Below are 18,155 nucleotides of genomic sequence, written 5' to 3'. Positions count from 1 at the left end.
CCTGGGGATCTCGGGAGAGGGCCATGGTGCAAGGGCCTGCGACATAATTCCAGTCGATCTTCGATCAATGTGGGAGCGAGCCTGCTCGCGATGACTGCTTAACATTCGATAAAGATTTCGACTGTTACACCGCCATCGCGAGCAGGCTCGCTCCCACAGGGTTTTGTGTTGATTCCGGTATTTGTGCTCGCAGCCGATCGCTTCTACGGGGGCTGGCGCCAAATGAAAAGGGGCAGACCGTTGCCGGATCTGCCCCCTTTTTGTATGAGTGGACTCAGTCCGTCTCGATCCGCGAATGTTTGCGGGTGTCTTTCATCGTGATGTACACCAGCAACGACACCGCGATGCACGCCGTGACATACCAGTAGTAACCGGTTTCCATGCCGATGCTCTTGAACCACAGCGCGATGTATTCAGCGGTACCGCCGAAGATCGACACGGTCAGCGCGTACGGCAAACCGACGCCCAGCGCACGGATCTCGGTGGGGAACAGTTCAGCTTTAACCACCGCGTTGATCGAGGTATAGCCGCTGACGATGATCAGCGCCGCCATGATCAGGAAGAATGCGCCCCACCAGGTCTGGACAGTGTGCAGGGTGGTCAGGATCGGCACGGTGAACAACGTCCCGAGGATACCGAAGGCAATCAGGATCGGCCGGCGACCGACTTTATCCGACAGCCCGCCAACGATCGGTTGCAGGCACATGAACAGAAACAGCGTGGCTGCCGAGATGCTGGTGGAGTCGGTGATGCTCATGCCGACGGTGTTCACCAGGTATTTCTGCATGTAGGTGGTGTAGGTGTAGAACGCCAGGGTGCCGCCCATGGTCAGGCCGACCACGGTCATCAGTTCCTTCGGGTGGCGCATCAAGGTGCGCATCGCGCTTTCCTTGGCCTTCTCTTTCTTGGTGAACGACTCGGTTTCTTCCATGCCACGACGCAGGTACAGCGCGACCACGGCACACAGCGCACCGATGGCGAACGGGATGCGCCAGCCCCAGGCGTAGAGTTGCTCGGTGGTCAGGGTCTGTTGCAGCACAATCAGCACCGCCAGGGCGATGAGTTGGCCGGAGATCAGGGTCACGTACTGGAAGCTGGAATAGAAGCCGCGACGCTCCTTGGTTGCCATCTCGCTGAGATACGTCGCCGAGGTGCCGTACTCACCCCCAACCGACAAGCCCTGCAGCAGGCGAGCGAACACCAGCAGGATCGGCGCACCGATACCGATGGTTTCATAATTGGGGCTCAAGGCGATCAGCAGCGAGCCGAAACACATCAGATACACCGAGGCCATCAACGCACGTTTACGACCGGCGCGGTCCGCGTAGAGGCCCATCAGCCAGCCACCGATCGGACGCATCAGGAAGCCCACGGCGAAGATCGCAGCGGTGTTCATCAGCTGTGCGGTGGAGGAACCGGCGGGGAAGAAGGTTTTGGCGAAGTACAGGGAGAAGGCGGCATAGACATACCAGTCGTACCACTCGACCATGTTGCCGACAGAGCCGCTGAAGATCGATTTGATCCGGCTGGCAGTGGTTCTTTCTTTGACTGGCAGGGCAGCCGACCCAAGGGGCAGGGTGTTGGAGTTATCCATTGAAGGATCCTCGTTTAATTGTTTTTGTGGAGCGCGTTAAAACGCAGCCTGCTGGAGCTATAGCAGGAGCTGTGCCAAGGAGAGGAGGGCCGGTTTAGAGGGGGGTAGGCGGTTTTGTTGAGCGGATAGTCGCTCAAGGTGTGCGTGAGTATGAGCGGATTTTCGCCGATTGATCGTTCCCACGCTCCGCGTGGGAATGCCTCAACGGACGCTCCGCGTTCGGCTTTTGGGACGCAGAGCGTCCCGGGCTGCATTCCCACGCGGAGCGTGGGAACGATCAGTCAGCTGTCCTGCAAAAACATCTCGCGCGTCAGCCCATGCCGCTGCATCTTTTCATTAAAGGTACGGCGCGGCAGTTGCAGTTCTTCAAGCACCGCTTTCACATCACCCTTGTGCCGGGTCAATGCCGCGCGCAGGCAATGGGCTTCGAAGGCTTCTTGCTGCGCCGCCAGTGACTGGCCGGGATCGATCCCCGCCGGTTCCGGTTCGCCGAGGCCCAGCACTTGTCGTTCGGCGACGTTCGCCAGTTCACGCACATTGCCCGGCCAGTCGTGGCTCAGCAGATGGCTCAGTTGCGGCCCGCTCAAGGGCGCAAAGGTGCGCCCCAAACGTTCGGCGGCACTTCGCGCGAAGAACTCGAACAACAGGGGAATGTCTTCACGCCGATCACGCAACGGCGGCAGACGTAACTCTGCGACGTTCAATCGATAGGCCAGATCCTCGCGAAAACGTCCGGCCCGGGCTTCATCCAGCAAATCGGGTTTGGTCGCGGCGATGATCCGCAAGTCCACGTGGATGCTCTGGTTGGAACCCAGGCGCTCAAGCTTCTGCTCCTGCAACACCCGCAGCAGTTTCACCTGCTGGGCCAGCGGCATGCTTTCGATTTCATCGAGAAACAGCGTGCCGCCGTCGGCGTATTCGAGCTTGCCGATGCGTTTGCCTTGGGCGCCCGTGAACGCGCCGCTCTCATGACCGAACAATTCGGCCTCGAACAACTGCTCGGGAATCGCTGCGCAGTTGAGCGCCACGAAGGCTTTGTCGGCGCGCGGACCGAAGTCGTGCAGGCAACGGGCAACCAATTCCTTGCCGCTGCCGGTTTCGCCACGGATCAGTACATTGACCGGCAGCATTGCCAAATCCAGCACTTGGCGGCGCAGGGTCTGCAAGCCACGGGACACCCCCAGCAGGGTGGCATCGAGTTTGGCGCGATTGTCCGCCTGCTCATGCAGCGCTCGGTTTTCCAGCACCAGTCGACGCTTGTCCAGCGCCCGACGCAGACTGCTCATCAGGGCTTCCGGGCTGAAGGGTTTCTCAAGGAAATCGTAGGCGCCATCGCGCATGGCTTCGACGGCCATTGGCACATCGCCGTGACCGGTCAGCAGGATCACCGGCAAATCGGCATCGCGGCGCTGGACTTCAGCCAGCAGCTCCAGCCCCGTCATGCCGGGCATGCGCACATCGCTGAGAATCACCCCGGGGAAATGTCTGGGCAGTTGCGCCAGGCATTCGTCGGCGCGGCTGAACAGCTGCACCTCGAACCCCGACAGGCTCAGCCATTGCTCGACAGCACTGCGGATGCTGCTTTCGTCATCGACCACCATCACCGAATTGAGCATCAGGCAGGGATCTCCAGATCAATAGGTAACGTCAAGGTGAATACCGCGCCATTTTCGCCATTGTCAGCACTCAAACGTCCGCCCGCTTCGTGAACGATAGCGAAGGATACGGCCAGCCCCAGACCCAGGCCATCGCCCACCGGTTTAGTGGTGAAGAACGGATCGAAGACTTGTGCCAGATTCTCTTCGGCAATGCCGCCACCGTTATCGGCGACGGTCAGGCGCCACAATTGTTCATCGGCTTCGAGGCGGATTTCCAGACGTTTGCAGGGTTTGTCGTGCATCGCATCCAGGGCGTTGCGCAGCAGGTTGATCAGCACCTGTTCCAGGCGAATCGCATCGCCACGCACCCAGGCCGGGCGCGTCAGGTGCAGCACGAGACTGACGTTTTCGTCCCGCAAGCGCGTATCCAGCAACTGCAAGGATTGATCGACCACCGTCGCCAGGTCCAGCCGTTCGCGCAGGCCGCTGGGGCTTTTGCGGGCGAAGGTCTTCAGGTGGCCGGTGAGCGCGGCCATGCGGGTGAGCATATCGTCCACCGGTTTCAGCGCCTTGTAAGCGTCCTCAACCCGACCATGATCGAGCAGCAGGCGCAAGGTCGCCAGTTGCATGCGCTGGGCAGTCAGCGGCTGGTTGATTTCATGGGCCAGCGCCGCCGACATTTGCCCTAGTGCCGCGAGTTTGGCCGATTGCACCAAGCCGTCCTGGGCGGTGCGCAAATCGCGGGTGCGTTCTTCTACCAGTCGTTCGAGTTCTTCGCGGCTGCGCTGGCGCAATTTCGCCAGCCGCCAACGCTGATTGAGGAACAGCAACAGAAACACCACGGCCAGCCACACCCCGGCGGCCGCGAGCCCGGCGTTGCGCAGGTCTTCGAAGGCTACCTGCGGGCGGCGCAGCAAGTGCAGCGTCCAGCCTTCGGTGGCCAGCGGCAGGGATTCCCAGAGGTAATCCGCCGTCCCCTCGGGGCCATTGACCCGGGTCAAATCACTGTTGTCGTCGAAGCGCCGCACCGAACGATACTCAAGTGGGGTCAGCGGTTGTTTGTCGTATTGGCGCGTGGCCTTGAGTTCGGTGTGATCGCTGGCGCTCAGAGGCCGCAGCAGGCGATAGCGCCAGCCCGGCTGATTGGCGATGAAGATGATCCCGCGCGCATCGCTCACCAGCAACGTGTCGCTGCCCTGACGCCATTCGCGCTCCAGTTCCGGGAATTCGAGTTTCACCACCATCGCGCCGAGGAACTCGCCGTCGTCACCAGTCACTGCGCTGGACAGGAAGTAACCGGGAATGCCACTGGTGACGCCCACCGCATAAAAGCGCCCGGTGCCCTGGGTGCGGGTCTGACTGAAGTAGGGGCGAAAGCCGTAGTTGTGGCCGACGTAACTGCTGGGCAGGCGCCAGTTGCTGGCGGCCACGGCGAGGCCGGTACGGTCGAGCAGTTCCAGGGTCGAGGACTGCGCGGCGCCGTTGATTTTTTCCAGTTTGCGATTCAATGCAAGCTGCTCTTCGGTGCTCACTTCACCGTTTAGCGCGTCGCGCAATTGCGGGTCCAGCGCCAGCACGGCGGGCAGGGCGCGGTAGCGTTCAATCAGCGTGTGCAGGGAGTTGGCGTACAACGCCAATTGCTGACTGGCGCGGGCGGCGTCTTCTTCCAGCGCCTGGCGCTCGGCGTGGCGGATGGCAAAGGTGGCAGCCAGAACCGCACCGGCGACGATCAGCAGGGTGTACAGCGTCAGGCGTAACGTTCGGGAAGTCGCAAGCATGGCGTTGAAAACAGTCAGCAATACGGGCGCGCACCATAACATGTTGCCGGGCGTGGCCCGTTCATAGTTGCTGAAACTCAGGGGGCCGGCGATATCGCGCTGTTCTATCGGTTGGCCGCGCAGGTTATAGCCTGGGTCCGCGTTACTGTCGGCATAGCTGAAGCGTTCGACGTCCGGTTGCGTATGTTCTTCGATGGCGACCGGCCGTAACTGGTCGTCGTAGCGGGTCTGCCAGTGATGGCCGCGCTGATCCCAACGCTGCAGCACTTCGCCCGCCAACCCCGGCAGGCTCAGGCCAGCCGGCATCGACGCTGTCGACTTTCAGCGGCCCGCCGGTCAGGTTGTAGACCTTGGCCAGATTGGCCTTGGGCGCGGTGCCGGACAGGCGCGGATCCCATTGTGCGATCAATCGTCCGGCGGAGTCGTGGTGTTGGCGAGTGACAAGACTTTCAATAGTGGTTGTCGTGCGCAAATAGTCCACTTGCCTCACCGTTAGCGTTCGAGGGTCTTGGACAAGCAGGGTAGGCGTATGCAAATGCAGTGATCGTTCACGCGTTGGCACTCCGAGAGTCGGTCATCGTCTAGAGGACTTTCGTGAGGCGGTTCGCGCTTGGCGCAATGAAAACTGATTGTCTGTGGTGCCCATCTCTTTGTAGTAAGCCATTCCTTTTTGAGCGCGATCTATGTAGTCAAGGGTGGTTCTGGTTTGCTGTTGCAATACCGAGCGGTGAATCGGTGCGAGCATTTCTTTGGGTGTCATGTGGTTGACGTTAGAGAGCTGGTTGGCCGGGTCGATAACGTTGGCACCCAACGCATTGAAGGCGGCTTCGGCGTGCGCCCAACGTTGCTCGGTAGCGGCTTTCCAGTCGCTGAGCATCGTCTCGATTTTATTGATCTTGACCGGGTCGAGCCGGTTGTTGATGTCCTCGGCTTCCTGAACCCGAGAGCCCATACCAAGAGCACCACCGGTGATTGATACGACCGTGGCGATCACCCTGTTCATTAAAAAATCAGGGTTGAGCACCTTACCGGGAAGCTCTCGCCAGTTAATGCCTTCATCTTTAGCGAGACCTAATTTTTTATCAATTGCTGCAACTGAAATGGTCGAGGTTTGCGGTATCAGTGGGCGGATCAGGCCCAAGTTATTGGTAAAGGGAGCGTTCATTCCTCCGGCCATGTCTCCGCCGGCGTTGCCGCCGGTTAATCCTTCGAGGAAAGGCACTGCCGTCTGCGGTTTAAAGGCTGCGTAATGAGGGAATTGCGGAAGGAATGTGCTGGCTTGCGAACTACCAAAAACTCCGCCCTCATAGCCGATGATTCCATTGATAGTCTCGCCCAGCAGGTTCTTGCCCAGTTCGGGCAGGTTGTTCTTTTGATGGATGACGTTGTCCAGTTGCTGGAGTGTCTGATCGGCATAACCACCGAGAACGGAAATAAATTTCGAGTAATTGAAAATCACGCTTTCTGCTTTGTTTGCCCCGTCAGGATCCACATAGCGCAGCGGGTTGTTTCCCACAAACCCATACAGATTCAGCCCGTCCACATCCCCCGCCGGATCGGCACTCACCCAGCGCTGAAGCCACGGTGCGTAGTACCGGGCGCCGTAGTAGTACAGCCCGCTGACATCCATTTCCTTGCCCGAATAGCGCACGGTCTTGTAATCGGCCTCCACCGCCGACGATGCCGCCATCCATGCGGTGGCGCCGAACGGGTAGTAACCTTCGTGGCTGATCAGCCGGGCCTGTTGGTCCAGTTCCATCAGGCATGAACCCAAGTGGTCATCCAGGGTGTAGCGCAGTTGATCGGCGTCGATACCCGGCGGCTTACCGGTCACCCAATGCAGGCACCGTACGTTGCCGAACCCGGCGGCGAGGGTGATGAGGTGCAGTTCTTCACCGTTGTCCCGGGTGCGAATCTCCAGTCTCGGCAGGTAGCGCACGTCGTGAAAATGGCTGATTGTGGCGGTATGGGTTTCCAGGCGCTTGTGGACCCGCACCCCCTGGCTGTAGCGGTAATGCTCTACGTCGTCGGGCCCATTGTCGCGATCGACCAGCGTCACCGATGCCAATTGATCGCGCGCGTTCCACTGCAGGTTTTGCCCGGGCTGCAAGGCCTGGAGGTTGCCGTGACGGTCGAACAGGCGGTCGAACACCGGCGCGGGATCGCCCGTGACCCAGCGCACGCCACGGTTGCTGGCGGGATCGATGAACATCTCGCGGGTATGGTTGGCACCCTCGCGCACATGGCAGAGTTTGATCAGGTTGCCGCCGTCGTCGTACTGGTAAGTCTGCGTATAGTTGAGCCGGTTGGTGGGGTCGGTGGGTTGTGGGCGGCCTGGAATGTCCGAGGGCGGGCCGTCGTCGTAACCGCTGGCGCTGTGCAGTCGATACAACGAGTCATAGCTGAACTCGCGGTGGCCATCGATGCGCTGGTTGGCGAAATGCCGGGGCGTGAAAACATGGTCGAGCAGGCGCGTGAGGTGGCCTGCCGGGTCGTAGACATACTCGAAGTCCTGAAAGGCCGGCGCCTGGTTTTTCTGTGAGTAGTGCCGTAGCAGGCGCCCGTCGGCCGAGTCGTAGCGCCAACGGCTGATCACCCCGTTACCCGCGTGTTGCTCAATGATTTGTCCGGCGGCGTTGTACTGCGCGTCCAGCAACACCGGTTGCCAGCCCGTTTGCCCGTTGAGCTGCAACTGCACCTGTTTGAGCTGCCCGGCGAGGTCGTAACGCGATTGCTGCCGATGATCGCCGGCATCAACCAGCTCGAGCACGGTGCCCAAGGGGCTGTAGCTGCGGCGGCTGACAAACGTCTGGGGGGCGTGGAAGGTACGGGTTTCGCGCAGCGGCTCACCGTTCAGACCGTAGCTGTCGAGGCGTACGCTGCCCGACGGATCCACCTGCTCGAGCAACTGCCCGCGCAGGTTGTGGCCGGCGTCGGCCGAGGCTGTGGCGTAGGTGTAGGTTTCGACGTCCGGCTGCGCGTTTTCCTCAACCGCCACCACCCGCAACTGGCTATCGTAAGTGCTGCGCCAGTGATTGCCGCGTGCGTCCCAACGGTGCAGCGCTTCCCCTGCCAGCCCTGGCAGGCTCAGGCGCCAGCCGGCATCGACACTGTCGACGCTGAGCGACTCGCCCGCAAGACCGTAGACACGGGCAAGGTTGGGTTTGGGGTTGCCGAACAAGCGCGGATCCCATTGCGCCGCCAGGCGGCCGGCCGCATCGTAATGCTGGCGGGTCACCAGGGCAGTTGCCGTGTCACTGGCAATCGTACGCAGATAGGCGACCTGGCGGACCGGTAGGCCACGGCCGTCACTCACCGTGAGCAGGGGCGTGCGCCGATGGACACTGGTCGTCATGACGATGCGCCCGGCGGTGGCCTCGACAGGGTCTGATCGGTGTCGTTGAAGTCTTCGCTGACGTGGTACCAGGGATGATAGGTCTCGCGGGAAAAATAGCCTTTGGCATTGATCAGCTTGATCGGCCGGCCCGGTACGTCATAGAACAGTTGATCGAAATAGCCGAGCTCGCGCAGGGACTGGTCGTTGACGTAGTGATGGGTGTTGGCAAAAAACGGCCGATACTGCCGCACGGCCTGACCTTTGTTGTTGTAGTCCACCCGTTCGCTGATGCGCCAGCGCGGATCGGCGAATTCCTCGAGAAATTGACCATTCTCGATGATCAGTTTGCCGTCGGCATCCGCCGCGTAGGCCATGCCGGGCTCCACCAGTTGCTGGGTTTGCAGCGCCCGGCCAAAACCGTCCACGCAGGCTTTAACGATTTGAATCTGTGCCGGTTCCCTGTCACTGGGATAACGGTCGGCGCTGAGGATGACGCTGTGCACCGGCTCGCGGTGAACCGTGTCGATGAGTCGGCTCAACGCCTGTTCCGCCGTCGTCAGCGGGTTGCGTTGCCGCAACCGCTGGCGCGCGCTGGCGCGGATGTGCCCGCTGGGCAGGACATAACCGTCCGCGATCCAGGCGTCGCGCCATTGGACGGTCTCGCTGGCGAAAGGAGGAAGCTGTCCCATCCAGCTGAACAAGTCTTTGCGCAACGTGCTGGCAGCTTTTTGTATGGCATCCACCGGGTTCTCGATGGCCGGGTCCGGCCGATGATCCTCTGGTCGCTCGTAATCGTTCAGCGGCTCGAAGCCGGCGGTACTGCCATTCTCGGTGCCGTAAAAACTGATCGCCAGGGGCTGTCCGGACGGTTCGTAAATGGCTTCCTGAACATTGTCGTTGGCATCGATGATGCGCAGGGGTTGCAGCGCGTGATAGTCGTATTCGACCCGGGTGGTGCAACCGTCCGGCAATTCGACGCTGATGATCGCCAGACAATAGGGATCGTATTGAGCCTTGGTCACGCCGTGACTGGGTGTCTCATGGTATTTACGCACGTTGTAAAAACCATTGAGGCTGTCGTACTCGGCGAAACCGTAGTGGGCGGACCACAGGTTCTCTTCGTTGTCTGCCGGGAGCGACGACTCGAACAGAAGCGGCATGGGCGTATAACCGATGTTGGCCAGTTCGTCGCGGATGTCGAAGGGCGGCGGCAGGTCGCCATAAGCATCGAGCGCGGTCTTGTCCATTTGCGCCACTTCCACCGGGCCGGCCAAGGCTTCGAAATCGGCTGAGCCTTTGTCCGGGTCATCGGGCCATACAGTGCCGTCTTCAGTCTTGAGGTAGCGTTGTATCGATTGCCCGGTCAACACCCTTAGCTCGTTCCATTCGGGCGAGTTGTGATGCTCTGCCAGTGTCTTGTACGACACTTCCTTTGGGTTGAGCCCCGACGGTAGTGTGCCTTTGGGTAATACCAGCGCATTGCTGCGTTGCTCCCAGGGTAACCCGAGCCGCCAGTGCTGGGGGTCCTCGTCCAGGTTGATGAATCGGGCGCGGGTTTCGTCCACGTACCAGTCCTGCTGAGCCTCGTCATGAGCGTCCCGCCACCACTGCTGTTCATCGGGATCGGTAAAGGGCGGCGCGTCCGCTGCGGTCCGGCGCCGCGCATAGCTGATGGTCAGCGCGTGGGTGGGCAGGCCGTAGGCGTTCCACCGCAGGGTCACGTCATGACGGCACAGCGGGTCGTCGATAAAGTGGTCGTACTGGTAGCTGATCGTCTCCAGCGCCAGGGGCAGCAGCACCGCCGCGGCATACAGTTCACCGCGGGGCCGTACTTCGCGAACCAGGTAGCGGTGCTCTTGCACCGAGTAAGGCTGCGCCGTGGCCGGGTCATCCTGAGCGGCATAGGTTTCGATTCTGGCGACCGAGCCAACCAGCGCCCGGGCGATTTCGTAGCGGGTGGTATCGTCGGGGGGCGTCACGGGCTCATCACACTCATCATTGGCGTGATAACGGCTGAACAGCGTGTCGCCCAAGGGGAAGGCCTCGGTGTCGCGATCGAAATAGCCATCGCGCGGCCTGTCCATGGACTGCCCGGTATGGAACCAGGTGCACACCCGTACCGGTGCCGTGAAGCCAATATCGTCGTCGCCCGTGGCGGTCTCGCTGTCGGTTTGTCGCAGTTGGCCGAAGCCGCGGAACTCGCGCTCCTTGCCGTCGTAAACACCCTGGCGATAGGCAAACGATTGGGTCAGGCAATTGCCCGTGACTTCATCCAGCTGGCGCTGTTGATGCACGACCTGGACGGGGAAGGGTAAAAAGCACGCTGGGACCTCTGTCGGGTTGGCCACGAGCCGTTCTTGCTTTTCGTCCAGCCATTCCTGCGCGGAGCTGCGATAGACCGCCCGGGCGCTGCAGCCCATATTGTTGTTGCTGGCCGTCAGCAGGTACGGTTTGGCGGCGACAAAGTCGTAGCGCCAATGCTGCGGTTTCATGTGCGGCACCGTGAGGATCAGGCTGGCACAGCCAAGGCCTTGCAGGTCGGCGAAGGTGACCTGGCACAAAGGGTCGTAACGCACGTCCTGCGGCCAGGGCACAACGATCGGCGTCTGCTCCAGCCCGTTGCCGCCACGGTTCAGGTAAATCTCGAACGCAGTGGATTTCAGATAGATCAGTGCCGGTGCGCCGGACCCGTCGAGATCGGCGATTCGCACCCGTGCGGAATCGAATTCGCCGTACTCGAACGGCAAGGCGCTGATCACCCGTCCCTGGCCGAATTTGCCGTGCCCCAGATTTGGCCAGCATTCGATTTGGTCATGCCGGATGCGGCATAGCTCGGTCATGTCGCTGCCCAGCAGGTTGCCCAGCAGCACCAGCTCACTGGAGGAATTGCTGAACAGAGGGAGCCGGTCATCCAGTGGCTCATGCGGCGTTTCTTCGGCCGGGGCAAACCCTTGCTCGCGACGATTGGCGTACAGGCGCACGCACTGGGGACCGATCAGCCCCAGGGAATTGAGCCCGTCTCCCGAAAAATCACCCAAGCGGAAAAGGGTGTTGAAAAACTCCAGCGGAAATGCATTAAAGGCAATGGATTCTGCCCAGTTGCGATCGGCCTTCAGCGTACGGAAAACGCTCATGCCCGGTTGGGCGCTGATCCAGTCGAGGCGGCCATCCCCAGTCAGGTCGGTGAGTACCTGATGCACGGGTTGGTTGCGGTTCGCGACGGGGATTTTGTCCAGCGCGGTCCAGGGCCCGTAGCCGATGTCATCGGGCCCTGACAGGGCGCGCATCGGTTCTCGGTAGTACCAGCTCTGGTCATAGCGGCAGAGAACGCCTGGCACGCCTTCACCGTACAGGTCGACACTCTGGTAGTACTGGCCATCCTCGAGGCCTGGCATGTTGTCCGCTTCAAGCCATCGTGTGGGCGTTTGATTGATCTCGAATGGCGAGTAGTCGAACTCCACCGGTGGGCTGTTTTCCACGGCACCGCTGGTGCCGTAGGCCTGATAGTGGGCTGCGGTTATCTGGCTGAAGGTCCATCCCGGTGTGCTTTTCGAGTATTCCAGCAACAGGCGCCGAACCAGCACTGGCGCGTCGCCAAGCTCGTCCTCGGCAGGAAAGTGGTTAAACATCAACACTTGCCGGCAGAGTCGGCGCGTGCCCGTTTCAAAGCCCTGCCCATAGGTCGAGAAGGCGTCCGCACGCGTCAGCCAGGGTTGCAGTGTGTCGCCGTCATATACGGGTTTTTCGGTCAGCGACGTGCTGCGCTCGCCGTAGTCGAACAGCAGATGAAAATGCCAGTCCAGATCGGCCGGGTTTTCCATCGTCCAGGCATACAAATCCTTGCTGGCCGTGAAGTTGCCGTAGAACACCCGATGCAGGTAACGCTGGGCGCGGTAGTCATGGACGGGGTCGGCGTCTTGATCATCGGCTTTGTAATCGAAGCAAATATGTTCGCCGTGGGCGTTCATGCTTTCGCACAGCAGCCAGGTGCCCACGCGTAGCGGGTCGTCGGGATCGGCCCGGCGCGAAGACGCGGTTTTGCCGTACACGTGCAGTGAGCCGTCGGCGTTGTGCACCAGCCAGAATGTTGGTGGATTCGCCTCTCTTGACCGGCTCACCCGTTGCCAGCGTTCTCGCAGGGCAAAGCCCTTTTCGCCCTGTGGCCTATAACGCACCACCCTGTGCGGGCCGATGTCGACGCCGTTGTAGCTACTTTCGAGGCGGGACTTGAGTGTTTTGTCTGAGTTGCGTACGGGCTCCCAGATTTTGCCGTCGTCACCGATGATTTCGTCATGATCGGTATAGCGCGGCACACCTTTGTGGGTGCGGCGGCTGATCTGGCCGACCCCCAGGTTCCAGCCGATGCCGAACGGCCCGTTACCCGCCTGGCTGCTGTAACTCAGGGACAGTTGCGGATCCCAACCCCGCCCTGCGGAAGCCGGTATCGGCAGTTCGAAGGCTGCCGCTCCGGTCGGGCCCACGGCGACCCAGCTTTTGCCGATGGTGGCGATCGATGCGCTTTTTGCGATGGACGGCGTCGTGATGCTGAGGTCTTGATCTGCCATGGTTTCATCCAATGCGCACGGTGGCCGTGGGTGGACTAACGCTATCAAGAAGGGGGAGAGACGTAACCTGTCAGATCTGACAGGTGAAGGTGGTTTTTTTAGAATGATTGGGTTGCAAGGCGTGGCTTTTTATCGCGATTGCAGGACACGCCAAATCATTGTGGGAGCGGGCTTGCCCGCGAAGAAGCCGGTACATCCGATAAATATTTTGCGGCTGGCATACCGCTTTCGCGAGCAAGCCCGCTCCCACAATGGGTTTTGTGGTGTTGGAAAAAAAACGGCCGGGTCATCTGGGGGATGACCCGGCCGTTTCTGGAGAGGGTTGCGCTTACTGCACTTCCACCGCCAGGCTTTCACTGATCTTTTTCTGCCAGATGGCAGGACCGGTGATGTGTACCGACTCGCCCTTGCTGTCGACCGCAACGGTCACAGGCATGTCTTTGACGTCGAACTCGTAGATCGCTTCCATGCCCAGTTCGGCGAAAGCCACCACGCGGGATTTCTTGATGGCTTGCGCCACCAGGTAAGCCGCGCCGCCGACAGCCATCAGGTAAACGGCTTTGTGGTCCTTGATCGCTTCGATCGCGGTCGGGCCGCGCTCGGACTTGCCGATCATGCCCAACAGGCCGGTTTGCTCGAGGATCTGACGGGTGAACTTGTCCATCCGTGTCGCGGTGGTCGGGCCGGCCGGGCCAACCACTTCTTCGCGCACCGGATCGACCGGGCCGACGTAGTAGATGAAGCGACCTTTGAGGTCCACCGGCAGGCTTTCACCCTTGTTCAGCATCTCGACCATGCGCTTGTGCGCCGCGTCGCGACCGGTGAGCATTTTGCCGTTGAGCAGGACGGTTTCGCCCGGCTTCCAGCTCTGCACTTCTTCCGGCGTCAGGGTATCGAGGTTGACGCGACGGGCCGACGGGCCGGCTTCCCAGACGATTTCCGGGTAGGCGTCCAGCGGTGGCGCTTCCAGCGAGGCCGGGCCGGAACCGTCAAGCACGAAGTGCGCGTGACGGGTGGCGGCGCAGTTAGGGATCATGCACACCGGCAGGGACGCGGCGTGGGTCGGGTAATCCATGATCTTCACGTCGAGCACGGTGGTCAGGCCACCCAGGCCCTGGGCGCCGATGCCCAGTTGGTTGACCTTCTCGAACAGCTCCAGACGCATCTCTTCGATACGGTTGGACGGGCCGCGCTTCTTCAGCTCATGAATGTCGATGGATTCCATCAACACTTCCTTGGCCATTACCGCGGCTTTCTCGGCGGTGCCGCCGATGCCGATGCCGAGCATGCCCGGTGGGCACCAGCCGGCGCCCATTTCCGGAACGGTCTTCAGTACCCAGTCGACGATCGAGTCGGACGGGTTGAGCATGGCCATTTTCGACTTGTTCTCGGAACCGCCGCCCTTGGCCGCCACGTCCACTTCCACGGTGTTACCCGGAACGATGGAGTAGTGAATAACGGCCGGGGTGTTGTCCTTGGTGTTTTTACGAGCGCCCGCCGGGTCGGCGAGGATCGAAGCACGCAGGACGTTTTCCGGCAGGTTGTAAGCCCGGCGTACGCCTTCGTTGATCATGTCGTCCAGGCCCATAGTGGCGCCATCCCAACGCACGTCCATGCCCACGCGCACGAACACGGTAACGATACCGGTGTCCTGGCAGATCGGGCGGTGGCCGGTAGCGCACATGCGCGAGTTGATCAGGATCTGCGCCATGGAATCGCGGGCTGCCGGCGATTCTTCACGCAGGTAGGCCTCGTGCATCGCCTGGATGAAATCCACGGGGTGGTAGTAGGAAATGAATTGCAGGGCGTCGGCAACGCTCTGAATCAGGTCGTCTTGCTTGATCACGGTCATGAGTCGCGCTCCTCTAAAAGACGGGAACATTCAATAAGGTGCTTGCAGCTTGGGTGCATCGGTCGGTTGCAAGCACCTTTCAAGGCACGCCGGGCATGCTGGCGCGACGCTAAAAAGGCGCGGCAGTATACCGCGCCTCGATGACCTGTACACGCGCCGGATTTTGTGGCGAGGGGGCTCGCCACAGGATTTTTTCCTTGAGTTCGGGTCATGGCTTTGACGCCAGTTTTCTGCCCCGAAAATTGAATGGTCATTTATCAGACTCGCCACTAAAGTGGCATCCGGCCTGTAGAGTAGGACACTCGATCAGCCTCCTTTCCCACGGTGAATCAGCGATTGACCCATAACGCCATTCAGCGGCTTTTGCTTAAACGCTTTGCCCTCGCAGCTGGCACCTACGCCCTGGCTTTGCTGCTGCTGTGGCTGGCGTTTTTCACCGGCCATTACGATGAATCCATCGCCGGTATGGCGATCGGCAGCGCGTTGGTGGTGCTCAGCCAGGCGGTGTTGTTCGCGGTGTTCTCGAGCGGTCGCAATCTGCGTTTTTCCGATCCGAGCCTGACCGAAGTGCAAATACTGCTGGGGCTGGGTTGGCAAACCTGGCTGATCGCCCACCTGGACGAGGCGCGTGGCGTGTTTCTGGTGTTTTACCTGCTGATTCTGTTGTTCGGGCTGTTTCATCTTTCGCGCACGGCTTTCGCCCGTTGCGCGTTTCTGGTGTTTTTCAGTTTCAGCGCCATCACCTTGTGGGAGGGCTACCACTTTCAGCTGCCCGACCCGACGCTGGCCCTGTTGCAGGTGTGCGTGCTGTTGGTGGTACTCGCGTGGCTGGTGCTTTACGCCCGTTACGTCCAGATGTCGCGCCAGCGTATGCGTCAGCGGCGGTTTGCCTTGCAGGCGCATCAGGACACCCTGCGCGGGATGATGCGCCAGCTCGAAGGTTTGGTGGCGACCGATGAACTCACCGGGCTGTTCAACCGCCGGCATTTCCTGCGCCTGGCCTCCCGGGAGTTGAACGCCATGGAAGCCGATGTGGTGCATGGCCTGGCGTTGATCGACCTCGATCACTTCAAACGCATCAACGATGTTCACGGCCATGCCGCCGGCGATCAGGTGCTGCAAGCGTTTGCCGGAGTGGCCACCGCCTGCCTGCGCGATGGCGATGTTCTGGCCCGTTATGGCGGTGAAGAGTTCGTGGTGCTGTTACCCGATTGCGATGCCGAGCGCCTGACGGCGTGTTGTGAGCGGTTGCGCATTGCGTTCATGGATGTCGAATTGGTCGGCCTGGATGTGCGCAACCTCAGCCTGTCGGTGGGCATGACTTTGTTGGCGCTCGGCGACGATCTGGATGACGCCTTGCACCGCGCGGATCAGGCGCTGTATCGCGCCAAGCGTGATGGTCGTAACCGTTGCGCGGCGGCCTGGGAGAATGTCGATGCCTGAGTTACGGGTCGGCGAACGCCAATGGACGGTGGCGGCGGGGAGTAACCTGCTCGATGCTTTGAATCAGAACGGCGTGTCGGTGCCCTATAGCTGCCGCGCCGGCAGTTGCCATGCGTGCCTGGTTAAATGTGTCGAGGGCTTGCCCAGCGACAGCCGTCCCGATGCCTTGAGCCATGAGCAGCGTCAGCAGGGTTGGCGGTTGGCCTGTCAGTGCCAGGTGGTCGATGATCTGCAAGTCGAAACCTTTGACCCACTGCGTGATGGACTTGCCGCTCAAGTGGCCGCCAGCGATTGGCTGAGCCCCAGCGTTTTGCGTTTACGCCTGACGAGTGAGCGACCGTTGCGCTATCAGGCGGGGCAGCATCTGGTGTTGTGGGCGGGCCAGATTGCGCGACCGTATTCCCTGGCCAGTCTGCCGGAAGAAGATCGCTTTTTGGAGTTTCACCTCGATTGCCGTCAGCCCGGGGAGTTCAGTGATTCGGCACGCCAGTTGAAAATCGGCGATCCGATCCGCCTCGGCGAGTTGCGCGGTGGAGCGTTGCATTACGACCCGGACTGGCACACCCGACCGCTGTGGCTATTGGCGGCCGGCACCGGTCTGGGGCCGTTGTTCGGTATTTTGCGCGAAGCATTGCGTCAGGATCACCAAGGCGCCATCCGTGTCATTCACCTGGCCCATGATGCGGGTGAGCATTATCTGGCCAAACCCCTGCAAGCCATGGCCGACGGCCGTGAAAACCTTAGCATCGAGCTGTGGACCGCGGCCGAGTTGCCCGCGGCTTTGGCACAACTGCGCCTTGTTTCGCGGCAAACCCTGGCCTTAGTCTGCGGGGCCCCCGACAGCGTCGACGCCTTTGCCCGGCGCCTGTACCTGGCGGGATTGCCGCGCAATCAACTGCTGGCGGATGTCTTTCTACCCCGTGGTTGAGCGCTGATTTCTCTGTGGCGAGCGAGCTTGCTGTGGCGAGGGGGCTTGCCCCCGTTGGGCTGCGAAGCGGCCCCTAAAAACAGACGCCACCTCGGTGTATCAGACAAACCGAGCGTGCCGGTTTTACGACTGCTTCGCAGCCGAACGGGGGCAAGCCCCCTCGCCACAGTTGATCCTCTCTCAGATCAGGACTCACCATGCCCGATACCATCCAGTTTGAACGCGAGCGCGGCCTGCTGACCCTGCGCATCAATCGCCCCGAGAAGAAAAACGCCCTGACGCGTGCCATGTACAGCCAACTGGCGGAGGGTTTGCGGTTTGCCGACAGCGACCCCGAAATCAATGCGGTGCTGATCACCGGTAGCACTGAGTGCTTCACCGCTGGCAACGACATCTTTGATTTCCTCCAGCAACCCCCGAGCAACCTCGACAGCCCGGTGTTCCACTTCATGCTCAATTTGCTCGAGTGCCGCAAACCGGTGATCGCCGCCGTGGCCGGCGCGGCGGTGGGGATCGGTACGACGATGCTGCTGCATTGCGATCTGGTTTACGTCAGCACCGACGCGCGGCTGCGCATGCCGTTCGTCAACCTCGGATTATGCCCTGAGTTCGGCTCCAGCCTGATCCTGCCGCGAATGCTCGGGCATGCCAAAGCGGCGGAGCTGTTGTTGCTGGGCGAGGGTTTCAGTGGTGAACAGGCGGCAGCGTGGGGGATAGCGACTGAAGCCTTGGACAGTGGCGAAGCGGCATTGGCCAAAGCGCGGGAGATGGCGTTGCGTTTCGAGTCGTTGCCGGCGGAGGCTGTGCGCATCAGCAAGCAACTGATGAAAGCGCCGGATCGGGAACAGATACGCAAGGTGATAGAAGAAGAGGGCGCGTTGTTCACCCAGCGGCTGCGTTCGCCGGAAGCGATGGCGGCGTTGACCGGGTTTATCAAACGGCATTGAGTCCGATCGTTCCCACGCTCTGCGTGGGAATGCCTCAATGGATGCTCCGCGTCCGCTCTTGGGACGCGGAGCGTCCCGGGCTGCATTCCCACGCAGAGCGTGGGAACGATCAC

At 60.9% G+C, this 18,155-nt stretch carries 9 protein-coding genes; 3 read left to right on the top strand and 6 right to left on the bottom strand.

Translation table 11 applies throughout. The features are described from left to right. Positions 1-274 precede the first annotated feature (274 nt). The 6 genes from ACZ9IM_RS10770 to ACZ9IM_RS10745 form a co-directional block, all read right to left on the bottom strand. Entirely contained in the window at positions 275-1,594 is a 1,320-nt protein-coding gene (locus ACZ9IM_RS10770) for an MFS transporter (protein WP_427622932.1), read from the bottom strand. Between the two features lie 281 nt (positions 1,595-1,875). After that, on the bottom strand, positions 1,876-3,210 hold the full coding sequence (locus tag ACZ9IM_RS10765) for a sigma-54-dependent transcriptional regulator (RefSeq protein WP_476223871.1): 1,335 nt from the start codon (positions 3,208-3,210) through the stop codon (positions 1,876-1,878). Continuing rightward, positions 3,210-4,970, bottom strand: a complete 1,761-nt coding sequence (locus tag ACZ9IM_RS10760; RefSeq protein WP_476223887.1) for a sensor histidine kinase — start codon at positions 4,968-4,970, stop codon at positions 3,210-3,212. Before ACZ9IM_RS10760 ends, ACZ9IM_RS10765 begins: the two co-directional genes overlap by 1 nt. 574 nt (positions 4,971-5,544) lie before the next feature. Continuing rightward, positions 5,545-8,325, bottom strand: a complete 2,781-nt coding sequence (locus ACZ9IM_RS10755) for an RHS repeat-associated core domain-containing protein (RefSeq protein ID WP_476223870.1) — start codon at positions 8,323-8,325, stop codon at positions 5,545-5,547. Further along, positions 8,322-12,872: a SpvB/TcaC N-terminal domain-containing protein gene (locus ACZ9IM_RS10750; RefSeq protein ID WP_476223869.1), complete on the bottom strand. Its 4,551-nt coding sequence runs from the start codon at positions 12,870-12,872 to the stop codon at positions 8,322-8,324. Before ACZ9IM_RS10750 ends, ACZ9IM_RS10755 begins: the two co-directional genes overlap by 4 nt. A 328-nt stretch (positions 12,873-13,200) precedes the next feature. After that, positions 13,201-14,724: a fumarate hydratase gene (locus ACZ9IM_RS10745; RefSeq protein WP_476223868.1), complete on the bottom strand. Its 1,524-nt coding sequence runs from the start codon at positions 14,722-14,724 to the stop codon at positions 13,201-13,203. Positions 14,725-15,060: 336 nt separating this feature from the next. On the opposite strand from ACZ9IM_RS10745, the gene ACZ9IM_RS10740 reads away from it, so the two are divergent. The 3 genes from ACZ9IM_RS10740 to ACZ9IM_RS10730 all read left to right on the top strand — a co-directional run bounded on the left by ACZ9IM_RS10740 (position 15,061) and on the right by ACZ9IM_RS10730 (position 18,042). Beyond that, complete coding sequence (locus tag ACZ9IM_RS10740) at positions 15,061-16,167, top strand: GGDEF domain-containing protein (RefSeq protein ID WP_427622926.1); 1,107 nt, start codon at positions 15,061-15,063, stop codon at positions 16,165-16,167. Continuing rightward, a complete protein-coding gene (locus tag ACZ9IM_RS10735) occupies positions 16,160-17,095 on the top strand; it encodes an iron-sulfur-binding ferredoxin reductase (protein ID WP_476223867.1) in 936 nt (311 codons plus the stop codon). The genes ACZ9IM_RS10740 and ACZ9IM_RS10735 overlap by 8 nt, the downstream gene beginning before the upstream one ends. 197 nt (positions 17,096-17,292) lie before the next feature. Next, positions 17,293-18,042: an enoyl-CoA hydratase-related protein gene (locus tag ACZ9IM_RS10730; RefSeq protein ID WP_476223866.1), complete on the top strand. Its 750-nt coding sequence runs from the start codon at positions 17,293-17,295 to the stop codon at positions 18,040-18,042. Positions 18,043-18,155: the final 113 nt, after the last annotated feature.

It is taken from the genome of Pseudomonas sp. TE12508 (genome assembly GCF_056279485.1).
The sequence above is the reverse complement of the archived record's forward strand: the minus strand, read 5'-3'. Positions and strand labels throughout refer to the sequence as shown.